We start from the raw sequence: 18851 nt of genomic DNA on the forward strand, positions 1-18851 counted from the left end.
AGACCATGCATACTCTTTCGATGAACTATAATCCGGAGTAGGTTTTCCACGCATCTTCGTTGGAGAAGACCTCTTCTATTATCCCTGAAGCAGATACAAGAAACGTCTTTGTCTGTCCTTTTCTTACTTCAAAGTCTCGAGCAAGAGTACGGTAATCATTCAAACGGAGGTATTTGCTGGAGCCGCTTTGAGGGTCTATCCCATCCAAAGCCAAGCATTGCTCCATATCCCGAAGCGAGCCATCAATACAGATAGAAATAAAATTTACATCTGAACCTTTGCAACGCTCGTTAAGTAACGCATTTGTCAGTCTGGATTTTGCATCTTCAATACTCCAAAAGTGTACTATTGAAGAGTCTTCATCACCTACAGACACCGGTACTATTTCTCCCTCCACTTTGATCCTTTGCAACATATCTCCCGGATTATAACCATAAATGGCGCGCTCTCCTTTACCGACAGAAGCAGTAAGTAGCACTGAGAGCAAAATCAGAAAAACTGTTGCCAAGGCAAAAGTTTTAGAATTCATACAATAAGTTTAAGTTCACACTGGCTCTCCGATAGCAGGCATCTTTTTAGAACACCTGAAACGAAGAGGTACCCGATTTTCGGATACTTTTAAGCTATTCCGCTGAATAGCTGAAAGGCAAAGGTATGAAAAATATTTTTCTTGCCAAAACTCTTATTTTAAGGCACTTTCTAAGGGACATTCTTTACCGAAGTGATATTGCAGAAGTTTATGACAGTATTCTTGGGTAGAAAGAAATAAAAATCTCTCGAAATATTACAGCCATATTTTTATCTTTACCATTCGATAATACTCACAAGGAATGCGCACGATTTTTAGACTTTTCAGCTTTTCTCTTATTGCTCTGCTTGCAATATGTATATGTACAAATGTTTATGCCTCTGTTCATCATCATCTATTGCCCAAGCCACAGAGCTATAAGGAACACAAAGGATTTTTTACTGCTCGTAAAGTCAAACTGATATCTTCTTCCCAAGGTATTCCTATTGGAACTTGGTTATCGAGAGTGGGCTTAAAAATAGATACCGACTCTCCTCATTTCATACAGCTTTCTCTCGTGGACAGTTTACCGTCTCAGGTAACTCAAAACGAGGAAGAGGCTTATCGGTTATGCATATCAGAGCAGTCCATAACTCTTTCTGCTCTGACCGAAACGGGACTTTATAGAGGATTGCAAACGCTTGCTCAGCTATGGGAACAGTATCCTCACAGACTTCCGGCTTGTGAAATTATAGATTGGCCGGCTTGGAGGATGAGGGGATTTATGCACGATGTTGGAAGGACATACATTCCCATGCCCGAACTTAAAAAGCAAATACAGCTGCTTTCGTACTTTAAGGTGAATGTTTTTCATTGGCATCTGACGGAGAATCAAGCTTGGAGATTAGAGAGTAAGATTTATCCTCAGCTGAATGCTCCGGAACATACCACCCGTATGCCGAGTAAATACTATACCTTAGAAGAGGCTAAAGAATTGGTCGAATGGTGTAAACAACATCATGTGTTGCTTATTCCTGAAATAGATATGCCCGGACACAGTGCTGCTTTTGAACGTGCTATGGGATATGGTATGCAAACAGAACAGGGTAAGACTGCTCTTAAAAGATTGCTTGCTGAAGCAATAGAGGTGATGGATGTGCCTTATATACATATAGGAACAGATGAAGTAGAGTTTACAGATCCGGGTTTTGTGCCTGAAATGGTTGAGTACGTCCGTTCTTTGGGGCGGAAAGTTATCTCATGGAATCCCGGCTGGAACTATGAACCAACGGAGATAGATATGACACATCTGTGGAGTTATAGAGGTAAAGCCCAGCCCGGTATCCCCGCAATAGATAGTCGACTTCACTATATAAACCATTACGATCTTTTTGCAGATATAAGGGCATTGTACAACAGTACTATTTATAATAGCCACAATGGCTCTCCGGATCTGGCGGGAACGATACTTGCAGTATGGAATGACAGATATATTGCTGATATTCCTACCTTAATGGCTGAGAATAATTTCTATCCGACAATGTTAGCTATGGCTGAACGTACATGGCTTGGAGGTGGATATGGATATTTCGATAAGAGTACAAATCTGCTTTTCGATAATTCGAGTGATATATATAAGGAGTTTGCTGACTTTGAAAGAAGGCTGCTTTGGCACAAAGATCGCTCTCTATCAGCAGAGTTAATTCCTTATGTGCAGCAGAGCCAAGCTTCTTGGATTATTGTTGATGCTTTTGAAAATGGTGGAGAATTGGAAAAAGTCTTTCCTCCTGAAGAGATCTACCTTTCAGATAGAACCTCTACTTATCCACCTAAGCAGCTACCTTACTATATATTTGAGGGGAAAAGGAGAGATAGCCATCAATTCTTTGGATCGGGTTTCTATCTAAGGCATGTTTGGGGTAATGTTATTTGTCCCAATGTTTATGATAATCCTAAAGAGTATCACACCGCTTATGCAATGACTTGGGTACATTCTCCGAAGAAACAAACTGTTGGTTTGCTGTTCGAGACACAGAATTATAGCCGTAGCGAAAGCGATTTACCTCCTCCTAAAGGAAAGTGGGATTACAGAGGGAGTAAGATTTGGATAAATAAGAAAGAGATCCCGGCTCCCGAATGGTCTGCGACACATAATAAAAGAGATAATGAGATCTTGTTGGGAAATGAGAATATTCCCTCTCGAAAACCTATTCATGTAGAATTGAATAAGGGTTGGAATCATATACTGATCAAGCTTCCTGTCGGAGCATTTCGTTCTCCGGAAATACGTTTGGTGAAATGGATGTTCACGGCAAGCTTTGTCGATATCACAGGTAAACAGGCTGCAAACCTCCGTTATCACCATTTCAATACGATAAAGAAGTAAATTATGAGTAAAAATTTGTTTATGAGACCGCCTTTATTTACCTTTGACCTCCAAATTAACGTAAAAACAAAGAATTTATGAGGAAAAGCCACATTTCAGCATTAGTGTTTGCACTTGCTCTGTTCTCTTCCGGTTGTAAGGAAGAGCCATTCAGACTTCCTAATAATGGTAAAGAAACTCCACAAGAGAAACTGATGGAGCTGCATTTGACCTCTTCTACAAGATACAATGAGATGGTTTTTAGAGGAGAAGAGGAGGGGAGCAACAAACTTTTAGAGATTAAGAAGCATCTTTCGCAGGATATTCAAAGTGTTTATTTTCTTTTTTTTGCACCTTCCGGTAAAGAGTATATCCTTAAACAGCAGATATACTATCCTGTATTCAGAAGCAAAGAAGGTATAGTTTCGGATGCTTTTGAATCTTTGACTTTAACAGAAACAGGAGTCGATATAAAATTCAATCCGATCAAGATTAAGCAAAACAATTATAAGCTGATTGTTTTGTTTAACCCTTATAAGACTCTTATAGACAAGCTTGAACTTAATAAAACCAACATAAAGATATTTGATAGTCCGGTATCAATCTATGACAAAGACTCTAAAGACGACTTTTTCATCCAAAACACATACATCTGTAAAGATGGAGCGGTAACCATAAAACCCACTCCGGACACTCATGATTCAAACTCCGATACATCTCAGCATTATCAGCTATTCGAGATGACTCCCGTCAGCTCTTATTATACTCTCTCATTTGATAACATGGTCGTGGAAGGAGGACGTATCGGTGAAGAGATAAAGATCTATCCGGATGTTGTGAACAAGAGCATTGTTCCATTTCCCTCCTACTCCAAGATGATCATAAGAACTGGTGTGGAAAGCGATTTTTCCATTCCTAAGGATGGAAATTTTGGCAGCATCAAGAATTTTGATCAGGTTAATGCTCAGTTTTTTCGCATTGAAGACTCTAAGCTTTCCCGGACCAATATCGGAAAGACAATAAACATAAACTCTCCTTCCGATACTCCGTTTTATGGAATGATTCCCGAAAACACTATCCAGGGACCTGAATTTTTAGCAACCAACTGCTCGCGCTTAATTGTCTCTGTTACCTATGCTCCGGAGACAATAGAGTTAGGTTCGAGTTGGGCAACATATAAAGGACGAACATTTGACGACAATAGTTTTAAGACTCTTATCACAAAGGTTACTACTGCAAAGGTAGATCAGCTGGATGCTTACGAGCAGGCATTTAAGAAAGACTATGAAGAAGGCAAAAAATACCTGGAAAACTTTATCAAGCAAGCTACGGGAAGCCAACGTGAGAAAGACAGAGCCCGTTACATATTATCGGGAATGAACTCTCATACCAACTCTTATCACATTAGAGGTATATCTTACCATCATGGCGGCATCTGTTTTTATGCCATACCATTGGTTCATAAAGAGATTTTAGACTCATCCTCATCCAAGATTTTCAAACTTTACTCTTCGGTAAGAAACCACTTATACCATATCTCCGTTAGCAAGATAAGAAAGCCGGGGAAGGCAATGATTTCTCAACTTCCGATGGACGAAGAGCTAAAAGAAGAGAAGACGTCAGGTTTTGGTTCGGGATATAATTATCCTGAAGAGGTCAGTATGAACGTTGAGTTATAATTTTTCACATAAAGAAATAAGAGACTCTTTAGATCCGAGTGGAGAGAAAAAGTTTAGGGGTTTTGGTTATCGCCGAAGCTCCTAAACTTTTTTCGGGAGACTATATCAGTTTGCAGTTTTTTTATTTTAAGCTTCATATCTGTCCCGTTAAGCTTTTGTTGCTTTCGGTGGGATGAAATAATAAGTATATTTGTGAGCGAAAAATATATACGAAGACAGCATGAAAATAGCTCTTATAGGATATGGAAAGATGGGTAAAACCATCAAAGAGATAGCGGAAAGGAGAGGGCATAAAATAGTATCGGTGATAGACGAGGAGAATGTATGGGAGTTGGAAGACCGTTCATCCTCTTTTTTCACTGCGGATGTTGCCATAGAGTTTAGCACCCCTTCGTCTGCTCCGGGGCATTTGGAGGCGTGTTTCAGAGCAGGAATACCTGTTGTCTGCGGTACTACAGGCTGGCTTTCCGAGTGGGATAATGTGATCCGCACGATGGAGAAGGAGAATGGTACACTATTTTATAGCTCCAACTTCAGTATCGGTGTCTATATCTTCGGAAAGATAAATGAGCTGCTTGCCACTTATATGAATCTTCTTCCCCAGTATGGTGTTATTATAGATGAGACACATCATACCGAGAAGAAAGATGCTCCAAGCGGTACGGCTCTGACGCTTGCCAATCAGATTCTCGACAAGATAGATCGGAAGTTGGCTATATTTACCACTACGGATGGTTCGCTTGCTCCTGTGGATGAGGGTATTACCATTCGTGCGCATCGCAAAGATAATGTACCGGGCACGCATACAATATCTTACTCTTCAAAGATAGACGACATCACGATAGAGCATAAAGCTCACGGGCGAGAAGGATTTGCCACCGGAGCGATCATGGCAGCAGAATATATTCCGGGACGGAAGGGTCTGTTCTCCATAGATGCCCTGATGGAGGATTTGCTCAAGAGTAGCGAGAAAAGAGATGAACCATAATCATCTTCTTTCCTTTAGAGCCGAACCTATTCCGGTTGTACGCATCGGTATAGTTGGTTTAGGTGTAAGAGGTAGCAAGGCTTTGGATAGACTTGTAGAGATTCCCGGTGTCAGAATAGTGGCTCTTGCAGATTTGGACGAGTCGGTCGTACGGAAAGCATCGGAGCTTTTACCTTATCGTGAGGTCTCTTGCTATACCGGAGAGCGTGCCGCGACTTCTTGTGTTACGGACTCTTGTGTGGATTTGCTCTACATCACAACCACATGGGAGAGTCATGCAGAGATAGCAACGGAGGGGATGATGCACGGAAAGCATGTCGCAATAGAAGTGCCGGCAGCCATCTCCATGGCTCAGATATGGCAACTTGTAGAGACCGCCGAGCAGACCCGGAGGCATTGCTTCATGTTGGAAAACAGTGTGTACGACCGCTTTGAGCTGTCCATGCTTCACATGGCACAGTGTGGCATCTTCGGGGAAATCGTTCACGCAAAGGGAGGATATGTACACAATCTTCACAGCCAATGGCTGCAACACAGAGAAGATTGGAGATTGGCGCATAATATTGCAAGGCGAGGAGATCTCTATCCAACCCATGGAGTGGCTCCTCTCTGCCTTGCCATGAACATACACAGAGGAGATCGTCTTTCACGATTAGTCGCTATGGAAGCCGTCCCGAAGCATACTCCTCGTGTGTTGGGCGATCATTATGGCGAAGATTTCAGCAGCTTTGCAAATGGAGATCACACTCAGACCATCATACAGACAGAGAAAGGATGCACGCTCTATATCGAACACGATGTTGCCTCATACAGACCTTACTCTCGCTCTTTGCAGATTGTCGGCACGGACGGATTCGCTCAAAAATACCCTTATCCCGTACTCTCGCTGAAGCCTGAATATTGTAACGGCATCTCTTATAACAGCGTAGTTCATCCGGATCTTCCGGACTATCTGCCACACGAACAGACGGAGCAGCTGTTGCAGAAATACAGCCATCCGATCCTTACACCGGATATTCTTGACGGCATAAAGCATTTGGAGGGACATGCTCCTATGAGCGGCATTATGGACAGACGGCTTATATACTGTCTGCAGAAAGGTTTACCTCTTGACATGGATGTCTATGACATGGCAGAGTGGTGCTCTATCATTCCGCTTTCGGAAGAGTCTCTTCGTCTCGGATCAGTTCCGATAGAGATCCCGGACTTCACTCGAGGGGCATGGGATATACTGGAAAAAGTAGATTGGCATATATCTTAAACAGAAAAGGATTCGTACAGCGTGGTAGTTTTACCACATCCGTACGAATCCTTTTTTCTTTCGGACAGAGAGGTTGTTATCCTTTCACGATCTTGATAGGACGAGAAAACTGTTTGCCGTTGAGATAAAAACTCCTCTTTACCTTTATATCATTCTTTTTCCTGTGCGCTTTCTGGTTGATGGTTATTACATCTTCCGGCCAGCCGTTCCCCCAGTTCAGCACCAACTTTTCCGATTCAAACGTACTGTCGCCTGCCAATTCTCCAAAATATAAAACCTTACGTCCATTTTTGTTTGTCCCAATAAGCAGCCCATGAAATGTAGGCATATAGGCTCGGAAAACATCAGGAGTCGGTCGGTCTATTCTTTCTCCCATCTTAAAAGTCTTTCCTAAAAATGTGGCGGTAACATCTTGAGAGAGCAGGTTGCCCGGAGTATTGGCATCCAAAAGATCTCTTCCCTCCTTATCTGCCACTTCTATTTCTATGTTGAGAGGATAGAAATCAAAGATGATATCGGGGTCTTCTCCCTTACAAGAGCTTATCAGAAAAGAGCCTGCAAGCAGTAGCAGGCAAAGATGAAATAGTGTAGAAAAACTGTGTTTCATCGGATTGCGCTTTTAGTTTGATGGCACAAATGTAAAGAAAAAACGAATAACGGAGAGATTTTTTATGGAATGTATTTGAGATTTTGAACGTATATAATAGATCCGGTATTCGGTATTAAATCTTTTGCCAAACGTTATAAAATCTCGAAATCAGGCTTTGAGTTGTGGAAGTCAAGCCTTGACTTTTGAAAATCCAATCTTGAAAGAGAGCGAGCAAGCCTTGATTTGAATTTCCGATTGCGTTCAGAGCAAACTCTAAATACGGTAAATATCTTTTCTAATCAGGTTCAGACTCTTTTGGAGGCAGCTTAGGAAATGAACATTTCTCTGTCTTTAAGATGTATATGGGGCAGATGGGTTAAAGAATAGATGTTTTTCCAAAATGTTCTATCTCCGAATAACCACCGTTACAAGCATGAAAACAGCATCATGATGCAAAATCCGGAGCGTGTAGAAATAGGGTATAAACCATTTTGGATGCGGAGTATTAAACTAAATTCTTTATCTTTGAGGGATAGAGAAGGTGGCTTTTGTGCTTCCTTCTGCCGAATAACAGAAATACGAATAATATTATACCAAGCAGAGATTGGAGATGAAGAGAGTCTTATTGAAACTCAGTGGCGAAAGTCTCATGGGAGCACAGTCCTATGGCATAGACCCTTCCCGACTAAATTCATACGCACAAGAGATAAAACGCTCTCGTGATTTGGGTATTCAGATTGCAATAGTAATAGGAGGAGGAAACATCTTTAGAGGTCTTTCCGGAGCCACTCAGTCCGGTTTCGATAGAGTAAAAGGAGATCAGATGGGGATGTTGGCCACGTGTATCAATAGCTTGGCTCTAAGCTCCGCACTGACGGCAAACGGAGTGGATAATGTGGTCTATACCGCCATCCGAATGGAACCAATAGGGGAGTTTTACGATAAATGGAAAGCAATAGCAGCCCTTCAAGCCGGTAGGGTGGTCATCTGTGCGGCAGGTACCGGAAATCCTTTCTTTACCACAGATACCGGTTCATCTCTCCGAGCGATAGAGTTGGAAGCGGATGCCATGCTTAAAGGTACAAGAGTGGATGGCATATACGACAAAGACCCGGAAAAGCATCCGGATGCTGTTCGGTTCGATCGGATATCCTACTCGGACGTTATAGCCAAAGATCTGAAAGTGATGGACGTAACGGCTACGGCAATGTGTATGCAGAACAAGATGCCTATCGTGGTATTCGATATGGATACACCTGGAAATCTGTTCAAGCTTCTCTCCGGAGAAAATATCGGTACACGTGTCTATATAGATAAGGAGTAACAACAATAGAGAGTAAACAATCATCAAAAAACAAGTATAATAATTTATGGAAGATATTAAAGTAGTTATAGAGCACGCAGAAACTCTAATGAATGATGCCATTTCATTTTTAGATGAGCAGCTGGCACGTATTCGCGCAGGTAAGGCAAATGTGAAAATTCTTGACGGTATCATGGTGATGTACTATGGCAACATGACACCTTTAGCCAATGTCTCGTCTCTTACTACTCCGGATGCCAAGACTATTCTTATCACTCCGTGGGAGAAGTCTATCATTAAGGACATAGAAAAGGCAATCATAGATTCGGATCTTGGAATCACTCCGGAAAATAACGGAGAGCTTATCCGCATCGGCATTCCTCCTCTTACAGAAGAGAGACGTAAGCAGCTCGCCAAGCAGAGCAAGCATGAAGCGGAAACTGCTAAAGTGAGTGTGCGAAATGCCAGAAGAGATGCAATAGACCAGCTTAAAAAGATGGTGAAGAACGGTCTTGCCGAAGACATGGGTAAGGATGCAGAAGCAAAAGTGCAGAAGATCCACGATAAGTTTGTACAAAAGATAGACGAACTCTACGCAGCTAAAGAGAAGGAGATACTTACTATTTAAGAGAAGAGAAAAGCTCTGCTCCTTTGTTTTGTGGATAGTAGATGACATCGCTACAGACAGGAATTGTTATAGGAAATCCGGGTAATGAGTACACTGTTCGCAGTGAGGGAAAAGATTATCCGTGCAGACTGAAAGGACGCTTCAAGATAAAGGGGATAAGGACAACCAATCCTATTGCCATCGGTGATAGGGTGCGGTTTTCCATTCCCGAAGGTTACGGAGAGTCTTCAAGTGGTAAGGCGGATCTTTGTTGCTTTATTACTGAGATACTGCCCCGGAAAAACTATATCATCCGTCGGAGCATCAACCTTTCCAAAGAGGCACATATAATAGGAGCCAATCTGGATAGGGCATTGCTCATCGTTACGATAAACTATCCGGAAACACCGCTTACATTCATAGACCGATTTTTGGCAACAGCCGAGGCTTATGGTGTGGAAGTTGCTTTGGTCTTCAATAAGATAGACCTTTACAGCGATGAAGAGCAACAGATGCTCGGACAGCTCTGTAAAATGTACGAGGAGATAGGGTACAGGTGCTTCTCTGTCTCTGCTATCGAGAATGAGGGAATGGAGACCCTTCGACAGTATGTAAGCAGAGGGGTAACACTCCTGTCCGGTCAGTCCGGAGTGGGGAAAAGCTCTATCATAAACGCTCTTGTGCCTACCGCTTCCTTACGGACAGCGTCTATCTCTTCCACTCACCTTGCCGGTGTGCATACGACAACCTATTCTACCATGATAGATTTGCCGGATGAGCCGGACTCTTTTCTGATAGATACGCCGGGGATAAAGGGGTTTGGAACGTTGGATTTTGACCCTAAAGAGGTGGGACATTTCTTCCCGGAAATCTTCCAAGTGTCGAAATCTTGTCGTTTTTCCAACTGTACACACACTCACGAACCCGGATGTGCCGTAAATGTAGCTGTGGAAGAGGGGCATATTTCAGAGTCGAGATTTCGAAGCTATCTGAGTATCTTGGAAGACAAAGACGAAGCTAAGTACAGAGAAGCCTACTGAGTATCTCGGTTATTATAAAAATCTATATCATTATAAATGCACAATGAACCCTTTAAGTCATTTTCCTCCCGTTACAAAAAACCTTGTGATCATAAATGCTTTGGCTTGGGTGTCCATGTTTGTCCTTTCAAGGCTGGGCTGGGATCTCACTTATCTACTTGGTTTGCACTACTTCCCAACAGAGAGTTTTAAGCTGTGGCAACCTTTCACATATATGTTCATGCATGATGCTTCAGGGTTTTCTCATATATTCTTTAATATGTTTGCCTTGGCGATGTTCGGACCAAGTCTGGAGAGAATATGGGGTGGAAAGAAGTTTTTATTCTTTTACCTCTTCACAGGGATTGGTGCCGGCATTGTGCAACAGATCGTTTGGTATCTCACTCTTACAGGATACTCGGAGTATAGTATATTCCTTTCTTCCGGTTATTTAGACCAGTTTATAACCGTGGGAGCAAGTGGTGCCATATTCGGAATACTGCTTGCCTTTGGAATGACCTTCCCCAATGTTCCCATGTATATCATGTTCATACCCATACCTATCAAGGCAAAATATATGATGATAGGCTATGGACTTATAGAATTGTTTGCCGGTATCCATCCGGGAGCAGGGGATAATGTCGCTCACTTTGCACACTTGGGAGGGATGTTGTTTGGTCTCATCCTTATACTTATCTGGCGCAGAAAACACGGGAAAGAGGTTTATTACTAAACAGTAGACGTGGTTAATATCAGACAACAACGAGGACATCTGCCACTCTTTTGGTGGTGTGCCGGTATGTGTACACTGTCTGTACTCTTTTGGTTGCTTCCCGTCTCCGGGGATCTTCTGTTTACTCCTGCACTTACATCGGTGGCAGATGCACCGTGGACCTTATTGTCGTATCCCTTTTTTCACAAGACCTTCTTGCATTTGGGCAGTAATATCTTGTTGTTTACCGGGGTTATACTTTTTTCTCTCTTTGGAGATAAGAAGGTTTACATCTTTCGTCCCGTTTTATATACCGTTTTTGCATTTCTGTTTCCTCTCTTTCTTTTCACTGCTACAACCATTTTAATCCCTCAATGGATGGGCTCTCTTAGTGGTGCATCCGGCTTGGCTTTGTTGGCTTTCGGCAGTGTGCTGGGGTGTTATAAAGGGTTTCCTTTTTACCTGTTTGCATTTCTTGGTATCGCAATCATTCTCGGACTGCTTTTGCAAGGCAATAGTGCCGGACATATTGTCCATCTGGGAGCTCTCATACTGGGAATTATTTTTGGAAAGAAGAAGATATTTATCTACTCCTTGACAAAAGGAGAGGCAGATAGAACAGATATGAAAAAACAGATACATGAGTCCGGATATACTTCTCTGTCCGGATCTCAAAGAAAACAACTTATTCGGAAAGATGGCATAAAGAGATGAAGCGTCGCTATAAAATATTTAAGCATCTTACTCTCACTATTGAGGGCGTTGTTAATGCTCTGTTCATTCTGGCATTTGCAATAGCTCTTCTTGCTCCTTATATCTCTCCGAAGATTACCGTACTGCCTGCTTTTTTCAATCTTTCGTATCCGGTATGGTTCTTTCTTCTGCTACTCTTTTTCTTGTTTTACTTATTGAGAAGACGCTGGCTCTTGTTTGGCATATACTCTGTCTTGCTCCTTTTTGCCATACCATACAGTTTGGCATATTGCCCGGTAAGATTCGGAACAAACAAAGCTCCTCAAGATGCAGAAGTGATAAAGGTGATGACCTACAATGTGAAGAGCTTTAAGGGAAAGTCCAAGAATGGGGAGACCGCCATTAAGTTCATCAATAATTCGGATGCAGATATTGTCTGTTTGCAGGAAGCCATATTTAACTCAAACTTAGAGAAGAATACGGCTCTTCTGAAAAAGAGTTTTGGCAAGGAGTATCCCTATATTCATGAACATGTGGACTATGAATCTCACTCTCAGGGATTGGTTTTGCTGAGCAAGTATCCGATAATAAAACAGATCCCGATCCGTTACCCGGCAGATGGTAACAGCTCTTGCTCCTATATGTTGAAGCATCGTGATGGCGAGAAGATTATGGTGGTCAATAACCACATGGAGTCTTATCGTCTTACCCAACGGGATAAGCAGACCATTAAAGGGTGGATAAAGAAAGAACCGCTATTGAATATTCCCCGTATCTACTCCGGATTGAGAGAAAAGTTGGGACCTAAACTTGAAACGCGAGCATTTGCAGCAGGTGTGGTAAAGCAGACAGTAGATTCACTCTCCCTATTGTATACTCCGGCATACTCCTTTGTCTGTGGAGATATGAACGATACTCCGATGTCTTACACCTATAAAACAATGCGGTCTGATATGAGAGATGCCTATAAGGATGCCGGTTCGGGATTTGGGTTTACTTACAATGAGAGGTTCTTTTGGTTCCGTATAGATCACATTTTTTATAGCGGAAACCTCAAGGCCTATCTCTCAAAAGTGGAGAATAAAGAAGGTATAAGTGATCATAATCCTCTTGTTGCAGAGTTTTATGTCATCCCTATAGATTAAAATATTATAGTTAAATTTGCTTTCAGATACTCTATTAAGGTATTCTGCTTGATTATGATAAAGTCCAATTTCGTACAGCGTACCATTTATGGTTCTATATATGTAGTTCTGATACTCGGAGCTATTTTTTCAAACTCTCCATACTTAACGGGGGCACTATTGGCAGCTATGGGTTCTTTGGGAATCTTTGAGTTCCAGTCCATTGTCTCCATAAACAGGGATCGTTTGTTCCTGAAAATATGGCATTCGCTAATGGGACTTTTGCTCTTTTTTATCGTTACGACAAGTGGAGTAGAGCCTTTGGACCAAAAGGAGAAAATTATATTCTCTCTTCCTTATACGGCTTATGTGTTTTTCTACATATTGGCAGAATTATTCCGAAACAGAAAGAGTCCGATAAGAGAAGTGGCTTATGCTTTTGCTGCACATGCTTATTGTATAATTCCTTTAGCGGTAGTGCATAGGTTGTGTGTGGATAGCACTCTGATATTACCCGAGAATATCCCGACTTGGATGAGTCATACTTTCTGGCTATTGCCGATGTTTGTGTTCATTTGGATAAATGATACAGGAGCGTTTCTGGTAGGAAGTCTGATGGGGAAAACAAAGTTATTTGAACGTATCTCTCCAAAGAAAACGTGGGAAGGGTTTATGGGCGGTGTCCTTTTTACTCTTTTGTTTTCTATTGGTTTCTACTTCTTGTTCCCGGAAGTACTTTCCTTTTTGCAATGGCTTCTTCTTGCTCTTTTGGTGTCCATACTTGCAACGTTGGGAGATCTGTTTGAATCCCTGCTTAAAAGGACATACAATGTCAAGGATAGTGGCAGTATAATGCCCGGACATGGAGGAATATTGGATCGGATAGATTCTCTTATAATGGTTTCTGTTCCGGTCTTTATATTTGTCTGCATTGTCTCTATGCTATAAGACACACAAACACTAATAAAGAAGTTAAACATTTACATTACATCAAACATGAAAAAGTTATTACTTACATGCTCTCTTGTTGCTCTTGCAACATTGGGATATGCTCAAGAATCTAAGAAAGATCCATTACAAATAGGAGACGTAGTGGTTACTTCTACAAAGACTAACATTCCTCTAAAGAATATCCCTCAAAGAGTAGAGATTATAACACAGGAACAGTTAGCCTCTACGGTGGCAAAAGATCTGGGAGAATTGCTATCCAGATTTACTAACGTGGATATGATTAAATATCCCGGAGCAAGTTCGAGTATAGGTATGAGAGGTTTTTCACCAACTGCCCATGCAAGAGCTTATACTTTAATTATGATAGATGGTCTGCCTTCAGGAACAACAAATGTCTCTACCATTCCGGTTTCTCTTATCGAACGAGTGGAAGTCATAAGAGGACCTTATGCCGTGCTTTATGGTACAGACGCTATGGGAGGTATAATAAATGTCATAACCAAAAAGGCTATGCCTACATCAGAACTTGGTTTAGGCGTTAGCTATGGTAGCTTCAAGCATCATACTATTGATGCACACTATGCAGCAAAATACGATAAACTTGGAGTTGTATTAGGTGTACAGAGTGATGCTCAGAAGGATGATTATAAGATAGGAGATAAGCACATGCTTTCTTTGACAGCCGGACAAAAAGCTACTGTCAATAAAGATTCTTATAACAAGCCGTATCCCCACACCAAGATAGATCACTTGCAGTTGATGGGTAAGTTGAGCTACGACTTTACGGAAGACCTTAAAGCCGGAATCACCGGAATGTTTTACAATGCGGATGGCATAGATAGTCCGGGAGCTTATCCTGCAACCTATCCTTCTCTCAAGCAGGCAAAGAGATCCAACGTACAAGGAAATGTTGAATGGAGATTGGGATCTCACAATCTTTCTATATCTCCATACTTTGCAGTAGAGAATTCAGGATTTTACGAAAAACTGGAAGGAAAAGATAACTTCCTGAACTTCCGTGATGATATCAAGAGTTACGGACTTAAATTATCGGACAACCTGACTATTTCCGATTGGAATGTTCTGTTCGGAGTAGATTATGACATGTATAAGTATAGCTCTGAACGTCAAGAGGCAGCGGGTAAACCTGTTGCTCCATATAAGCCGGACAACTCCTCTCTACGTATCAGCGGATATAGCCAAGTAACATACACGAATGAAGGACTAACATTCAATTTAGGTGCGAGAGCTAATGGTTTACGTTCTACAACCTATGCCAACAAACTTCTTGCAAATGAAAAGAAGGATGACAACCACTTCTATGCCAATCCTTCTGCGGGCATAAAGTATGTTATGGATAATGGTCTCAATTTCCATGGCTCTTACGGAAATGCTTTCTATGTACCGGACCCTCTTTACACAAGTGGTTTTTACGAAATAAAAACTCCATGGGGAAATTACAAGTATGTAGGCAATCCAAATCTTAAACCTGAAACTTCCCATACATTTGAAGGTGGTTTTGGTTATGGAAACAGCTTTATCAATATAGACTTGAATTACTTCTACACGCTTTATAACGGAAAGATCATAAAGGATACCTCTCGTCCTGAAAACTTCTATATCAATGCGAAAGCCGGGGAAATGCAAGGATTGGAAGCATTGGCTTCTATAGATTTTGGAAAATTGATGAGTCCTTCTCTCAATCTTGAGCTTTATGCAAAAGGAACTTATCTGTTCAAAAACAGAGTAAAGGAGGCTGATGTTTGGAAAGCTGCCTTGTATGTTGCAAACACAAACCTTAATGCCGGAATCTATTTCAAGTACAGATTCTTGTCTGCACGTCTTAATACAAGATACGGAGGCTCAAGATACGAGCAATCTTTCGCTAAACATGCTGCGGAAGCATTTATCGAAAAGGATGGTTATGTTGCGAAAGACAAAGTGATAGAAACACCTCCACATCTTGTTACAGACCTTTCTTTAAGAGCGGACTTTAACAGAATGATTGGGTTGCAGTTCCAAGTGAACAACCTTTTCAATGAAAACTACGCATTCAAAGACCAATACTATATGCCGGGAAGGAATTTCCTTGCAACCCTTAGGGTTGGTTTGGAATGGAAGAGATGATGCGTAAGATCATCTATATATCAGGTGGACAAAGATCGGGAAAGAGTAGCTTCGCTCAACGGACAGCGGAGCTACTCTCTCCGTATCCTGTCTATCTTGCCACGGCACATGTTTGGGACGATGACTTCAGAGAGCGTATCCGAAGACATCAGCAGGATAGAGGACCGCATTGGACGAATATAGAGGAGGAGATAGAGATTAGCAAGCACGATCTTTCCGGGAAAGTAGTGTTGCTCGACTGTGTTACATTGTGGCTCACAAACATCTATCATGCCAATGGATATGCTCTCCAAAGCTCTCTCGAACAAGCCAAAGAAGAGTGGAATAAGTTTATAGAACAGCAGTTTACCCTCATTGTTGTAAGCAATGAAATAGGGATGGGGCTACACGCTCCTGACCAATCTTCCAGACATTTTACCGATTTGCAAGGATGGATTAACCAGTATATCGCCGGTTTGGCAGACGAAGCATATTGTATGATATCGGGCATACCGTTAAGACTAAAGTAAGAGAAAATGAACTTTCAACAACAACTACAACGGAAGATAGACACTCGAACCAAGCCCATAGGATCGCTTGGTGTTTTGGAAAGACTTGCTTTCAAAATAGGATCTATCCAAAAAACATTGACGCCGGAGCTGAAAAATCCGGCAATGATAGTCTTTGCCGCAGATCACGGCATAGAACGAGAAGGAGTGAGTCCCTGTCCAAGAGAGATGACATGGCAGATGGTTCTCAACTTTCTTCGTGGAGGAGCCGGAATCAATGTCTTTTGCAAACAACACGGATTCAATCTCACTGTTGTGGATGTTGGTGTCGACTATGACTTCGCTGAGGGTCTGAACGTGGCACGAGAGAAGATTGCAAGGGGAACGGAAAATATTCTCCATGCCCCTGCCATGAGTATAGAGACTTGCCTGAAGGCGATGGAAGTCGGTGCAAAATATGTTCGCATGGAGCATGAGCGAGGATGCAATGTGATAGGATTTGGAGAAATGGGTATTGCCAACACCTCTCCTGCTTCTCTTCTTCTGCATCACTTCACCGGTGCTCCTTTGGAAATCTGCGTGGGACCGGGAGCAGGGTTGGATGCAAAAGGAGTAGAGCATAAACTGAACATTCTGAAGCGTGCCTATGCCAAGCATAAAGTTACCACTCCATTAGAAGCTCTTGCCACGTATGGCGGCTTAGAGATTGCTGCTATTGCAGGAGCAGTGTTGGAGGCCAAAAGATTGGGAATGGTGATTATTGCCGATGGTTTTATAACCTCATCCGGCTTTCTTTCTGCCTTTGAAATAGATCATAGCATCATAGATAATGTGATCTTCTCGCACGCATCTAAGGAGCAGGGACATCAAGTAATGCTTGCCCACATGAAAGGAGAGCCTGTACTTCGTTTGGACTTGCGTTTGGGAGAAGGTACGGGAGCAGCGATAGCTTATCCCATCATACAGTCTGCCCTTGTTTTTCTTAATAACATGGCATCTTTCGATGAAGCTGAAGTTTACGAGGTGGAGCGATACAGAGAGACGCCTGAGAACTTACGTTCATGATACGCAAAGAGATAGACTATTTTCTTCATGCTCTGATGTTCTACACTCGAACTCCGCTTAGGAGTGTGGAATATAAGGCAGAGAGTTTGAATAAATCTTTCAGATACTTTCCTCTAATAGGACTCCTGATAGGAGCTTTAGGGGGAAGTATCACTTTTTTATTATCGTATATCCTTCCGAATGAACTTGCATTGCTCCTCGGTCTTGCCTTTTTCCCATTTTTTACCGGGGCTTTTCATGAGGATGGTCTTTCCGATTTTTTCGATGGTTTCGGAGCGGGACGGACAAAAGAGCGCATCTTATCTATAATGAAAGACAGCTCGATAGGAGCGTATGGTATCATTGCTCTTATCTTTCTGCACCTGTTTAAGTTTGTCTCTTTATATCCATACACTCCTCTGCTTTGGCTCTATCTTTTCATGGCATCTCATGCCAGTAGCAGGCTTCTTTCCACGTTTTATATCCGTTCGTCCAAGTATGTAAGGAAAGAGGAAGAGCATGGCAAGGCAGAGCATACCCGTAATGGCATTACTCCGACAACACTTGTAGTCGCCTCCATATTCGGACTCACACCTCTTTTTCTGATTTCATGGAAAGTGGCACTCCTTGTTATTCTTCTTGATACTGTTTTTGCTCTAATTCTCAAGAGCTATACGGAAAGAAAGATAGGAGGATATACGGGAGACGTTTTAGGGGCTGTACAGCAGATAGGGGAGTTGATTGTCTACCTCTCTTTTGCTCTTGCCACTACTCTTGTCTGGGTATAACCATGAATATATTAGCCATAAGACATACCTCTGTAAATGTTCCGTCCGGTGTCTGTTACGGCCATCTTGATGTCGGAGTATCCGACAAGTTCGATGAGGAAGCCGAAGCGGTTCGGAAGTTATTGCCCGATGATGTCGGGATATACAAAGCAATATCCAGCCCATCTTCTCGTTGTACGGCTCTTGCTTCAAGATTAGAATTTACGTTTTCTACGGATTCAAGACTCATGGAGCTCAATTTCGGTGCATGGGAAGGGAAGACATGGAACAGCATTTATGAGACAAAAGAGGGGAAAGAGTGGTTTCAAGATTATGAGAATACGATATGTCCGGATGGAGAGTCCTTTTCGCAGCTTAGAGATAGGGTGGAAGAGCTGATAAATCATTATGTAAAAGAGGGAGTGGAACAGCTGTTGATCGTAGCTCACGGAGGGACATTAAGATCGCTTTTCCTTATTTGCGGCATTTGCGAAACCGCTCAAGAAGCTTTTGCCAAAGATGTCCCGTACGGAGGGGTATTCTATCTCACATATCCGGCATAAAAGCTCATATAATACCTATATTTTGGTATTGTGTGTGTGCATCCTTACTCTTACATTTGCACC

General features: G+C 42.1%; 18 protein-coding genes. 16 read left to right on the forward strand and 2 right to left on the reverse strand.

The window, feature by feature from the left end; all coding sequences use genetic code 11:
• Positions 1-25 precede the first annotated feature (25 nt).
• A complete protein-coding gene (locus HQ43_RS08500) occupies positions 26-529 on the reverse strand; it encodes a hypothetical protein (RefSeq protein WP_036792202.1) in 504 nt (167 codons plus the stop codon).
• Between the two features lie 301 nt (positions 530-830).
• On the opposite strand from HQ43_RS08500, the gene HQ43_RS08505 reads away from it, so the two are divergent.
• The 4 genes from HQ43_RS08505 to HQ43_RS08520 all read left to right on the forward strand — a co-directional run bounded on the left by HQ43_RS08505 (position 831) and on the right by HQ43_RS08520 (position 6801).
• A complete protein-coding gene (locus tag HQ43_RS08505; RefSeq protein WP_036792213.1) occupies positions 831-2894 on the forward strand; it encodes a family 20 glycosylhydrolase in 2064 nt (687 codons plus the stop codon).
• Between the two features lie 77 nt (positions 2895-2971).
• Positions 2972-4552 carry a fimbria major subunit gene (locus HQ43_RS08510; protein ID WP_036792216.1) on the forward strand — a complete coding sequence of 527 codons (1581 nt, stop codon included), beginning with the start codon at positions 2972-2974 and terminating at the stop codon, positions 4550-4552.
• 220 nt (positions 4553-4772) lie between these two features.
• Positions 4773-5540 (forward strand): 4-hydroxy-tetrahydrodipicolinate reductase, encoded by a 768-nt coding sequence (dapB, locus tag HQ43_RS08515; protein WP_036792220.1) that lies wholly within the window; start codon positions 4773-4775, stop codon positions 5538-5540.
• Positions 5530-6801 carry a Gfo/Idh/MocA family protein gene (locus HQ43_RS08520; RefSeq protein WP_052089623.1) on the forward strand — a complete coding sequence of 424 codons (1272 nt, stop codon included), beginning with the start codon at positions 5530-5532 and terminating at the stop codon, positions 6799-6801. The genes dapB and HQ43_RS08520 overlap by 11 nt, the downstream gene beginning before the upstream one ends.
• A gap of 76 nt (positions 6802-6877) precedes the next feature.
• Here HQ43_RS08520 and HQ43_RS08525 read toward each other — a convergent pair whose 3' ends face one another.
• Positions 6878-7408, reverse strand: coding sequence for a hypothetical protein (locus tag HQ43_RS08525; protein ID WP_036792222.1), 531 nt, complete (start codon positions 7406-7408; stop codon positions 6878-6880).
• A gap of 592 nt (positions 7409-8000) precedes the next feature.
• Here HQ43_RS08525 and pyrH point away from each other — a divergent pair.
• From pyrH to HQ43_RS08585, 12 genes are read left to right on the forward strand one after another with little or no spacing between them, the layout of a single operon-like run.
• On the forward strand, positions 8001-8714 hold the full coding sequence (gene pyrH / locus HQ43_RS08530) for a UMP kinase (RefSeq protein WP_036792224.1): 714 nt from the start codon (positions 8001-8003) through the stop codon (positions 8712-8714).
• Positions 8715-8760: 46 nt separating this feature from the next.
• The gene (gene frr, locus HQ43_RS08535) at positions 8761-9321 is read left to right on the forward strand and encodes a ribosome recycling factor (RefSeq protein WP_036792226.1); all 561 of its coding nucleotides are present in this window, start codon (positions 8761-8763) and stop codon (positions 9319-9321) included.
• Positions 9322-9362: 41 nt separating this feature from the next.
• Complete coding sequence (gene rsgA / locus HQ43_RS08540; protein WP_036792229.1) at positions 9363-10340, forward strand: ribosome small subunit-dependent GTPase A; 978 nt, start codon at positions 9363-9365, stop codon at positions 10338-10340.
• A 43-nt stretch (positions 10341-10383) separates the two neighbouring features.
• Positions 10384-11052, forward strand: coding sequence for a rhomboid family intramembrane serine protease (locus tag HQ43_RS08545; RefSeq protein WP_036792232.1), 669 nt, complete (start codon positions 10384-10386; stop codon positions 11050-11052).
• A 9-nt stretch (positions 11053-11061) separates the two neighbouring features.
• Positions 11062-11745 (forward strand): rhomboid family intramembrane serine protease, encoded by a 684-nt coding sequence (locus HQ43_RS08550; RefSeq protein ID WP_152567509.1) that lies wholly within the window; start codon positions 11062-11064, stop codon positions 11743-11745.
• Positions 11742-12869: an endonuclease/exonuclease/phosphatase family protein gene (locus tag HQ43_RS08555; RefSeq protein ID WP_052103168.1), complete on the forward strand. Its 1128-nt coding sequence runs from the start codon at positions 11742-11744 to the stop codon at positions 12867-12869. Before HQ43_RS08550 ends, HQ43_RS08555 begins: the two co-directional genes overlap by 4 nt.
• 54 nt (positions 12870-12923) lie before the next feature.
• On the forward strand, positions 12924-13796 hold the full coding sequence (locus tag HQ43_RS08560) for a phosphatidate cytidylyltransferase (protein WP_036792238.1): 873 nt from the start codon (positions 12924-12926) through the stop codon (positions 13794-13796).
• Positions 13797-13844: 48 nt separating this feature from the next.
• Positions 13845-15926 (forward strand): TonB-dependent receptor plug domain-containing protein, encoded by a 2082-nt coding sequence (locus HQ43_RS08565; RefSeq protein ID WP_036792241.1) that lies wholly within the window; start codon positions 13845-13847, stop codon positions 15924-15926.
• Positions 15923-16435, forward strand: a complete 513-nt coding sequence (locus HQ43_RS08570; RefSeq protein ID WP_036792869.1) for a bifunctional adenosylcobinamide kinase/adenosylcobinamide-phosphate guanylyltransferase — start codon at positions 15923-15925, stop codon at positions 16433-16435. Before HQ43_RS08565 ends, HQ43_RS08570 begins: the two co-directional genes overlap by 4 nt.
• Before the next feature lie 6 nt (positions 16436-16441).
• A complete protein-coding gene (gene cobT / locus HQ43_RS08575) occupies positions 16442-17479 on the forward strand; it encodes a nicotinate-nucleotide--dimethylbenzimidazole phosphoribosyltransferase (RefSeq protein WP_036792244.1) in 1038 nt (345 codons plus the stop codon).
• Positions 17476-18246: an adenosylcobinamide-GDP ribazoletransferase gene (gene cobS, locus HQ43_RS08580; protein WP_036792247.1), complete on the forward strand. Its 771-nt coding sequence runs from the start codon at positions 17476-17478 to the stop codon at positions 18244-18246. The genes cobT and cobS overlap by 4 nt, the downstream gene beginning before the upstream one ends.
• A gap of 2 nt (positions 18247-18248) precedes the next feature.
• A complete protein-coding gene (locus tag HQ43_RS08585) occupies positions 18249-18788 on the forward strand; it encodes a histidine phosphatase family protein (RefSeq protein WP_036792250.1) in 540 nt (179 codons plus the stop codon).
• Positions 18789-18851: the final 63 nt, after the last annotated feature.

Origin of the sequence: Porphyromonas canoris, from assembly GCF_000769115.1 — a bacterium.
Lineage (GTDB): Bacteria > Bacteroidota > Bacteroidia > Bacteroidales > Porphyromonadaceae > Porphyromonas_A > Porphyromonas_A canoris.

What these genes read in the sequence shown, in the direction of transcription:
- HQ43_RS08510 (WP_036792216.1), top strand. Translation starts at nt 2,972, where the DNA reads ATGAGGAAAAGCCACATTTCAGCATTAGTGTTTGCACTTGCTCTGTTC.
- dapB (WP_036792220.1), top strand. Translation starts at nt 4,773, where the DNA reads ATGAAAATAGCTCTTATAGGATATGGAAAGATGGGTAAAACCATCAAA.
- HQ43_RS08520 (WP_052089623.1), top strand. Translation starts at nt 5,530, where the DNA reads ATGAACCATAATCATCTTCTTTCCTTTAGAGCCGAACCTATTCCGGTT.
- HQ43_RS08565 (WP_036792241.1), top strand. Translation starts at nt 13,845, where the DNA reads ATGAAAAAGTTATTACTTACATGCTCTCTTGTTGCTCTTGCAACATTG.
- HQ43_RS08555 (WP_052103168.1), top strand. Translation starts at nt 11,742, where the DNA reads ATGAAGCGTCGCTATAAAATATTTAAGCATCTTACTCTCACTATTGAG.
- HQ43_RS08545 (WP_036792232.1), top strand. Translation starts at nt 10,384, where the DNA reads ATGAACCCTTTAAGTCATTTTCCTCCCGTTACAAAAAACCTTGTGATC.
- frr (WP_036792226.1), top strand. Translation starts at nt 8,761, where the DNA reads ATGGAAGATATTAAAGTAGTTATAGAGCACGCAGAAACTCTAATGAAT.
- HQ43_RS08500 (WP_036792202.1), bottom strand. Translation starts at nt 529, where the DNA reads ATGAATTCTAAAACTTTTGCCTTGGCAACAGTTTTTCTGATTTTGCTC.
- rsgA (WP_036792229.1), top strand. Translation starts at nt 9,363, where the DNA reads ATGACATCGCTACAGACAGGAATTGTTATAGGAAATCCGGGTAATGAG.
- HQ43_RS08585 (WP_036792250.1), top strand. Translation starts at nt 18,249, where the DNA reads ATGAATATATTAGCCATAAGACATACCTCTGTAAATGTTCCGTCCGGT.
- cobT (WP_036792244.1), top strand. Translation starts at nt 16,442, where the DNA reads ATGAACTTTCAACAACAACTACAACGGAAGATAGACACTCGAACCAAG.
- HQ43_RS08505 (WP_036792213.1), top strand. Translation starts at nt 831, where the DNA reads ATGCGCACGATTTTTAGACTTTTCAGCTTTTCTCTTATTGCTCTGCTT.
- pyrH (WP_036792224.1), top strand. Translation starts at nt 8,001, where the DNA reads ATGAAGAGAGTCTTATTGAAACTCAGTGGCGAAAGTCTCATGGGAGCA.
- HQ43_RS08525 (WP_036792222.1), bottom strand. Translation starts at nt 7,408, where the DNA reads ATGAAACACAGTTTTTCTACACTATTTCATCTTTGCCTGCTACTGCTT.
- cobS (WP_036792247.1), top strand. Translation starts at nt 17,476, where the DNA reads ATGATACGCAAAGAGATAGACTATTTTCTTCATGCTCTGATGTTCTAC.
- HQ43_RS08560 (WP_036792238.1), top strand. Translation starts at nt 12,924, where the DNA reads ATGATAAAGTCCAATTTCGTACAGCGTACCATTTATGGTTCTATATAT.
- HQ43_RS08570 (WP_036792869.1), top strand. Translation starts at nt 15,923, where the DNA reads ATGATGCGTAAGATCATCTATATATCAGGTGGACAAAGATCGGGAAAG.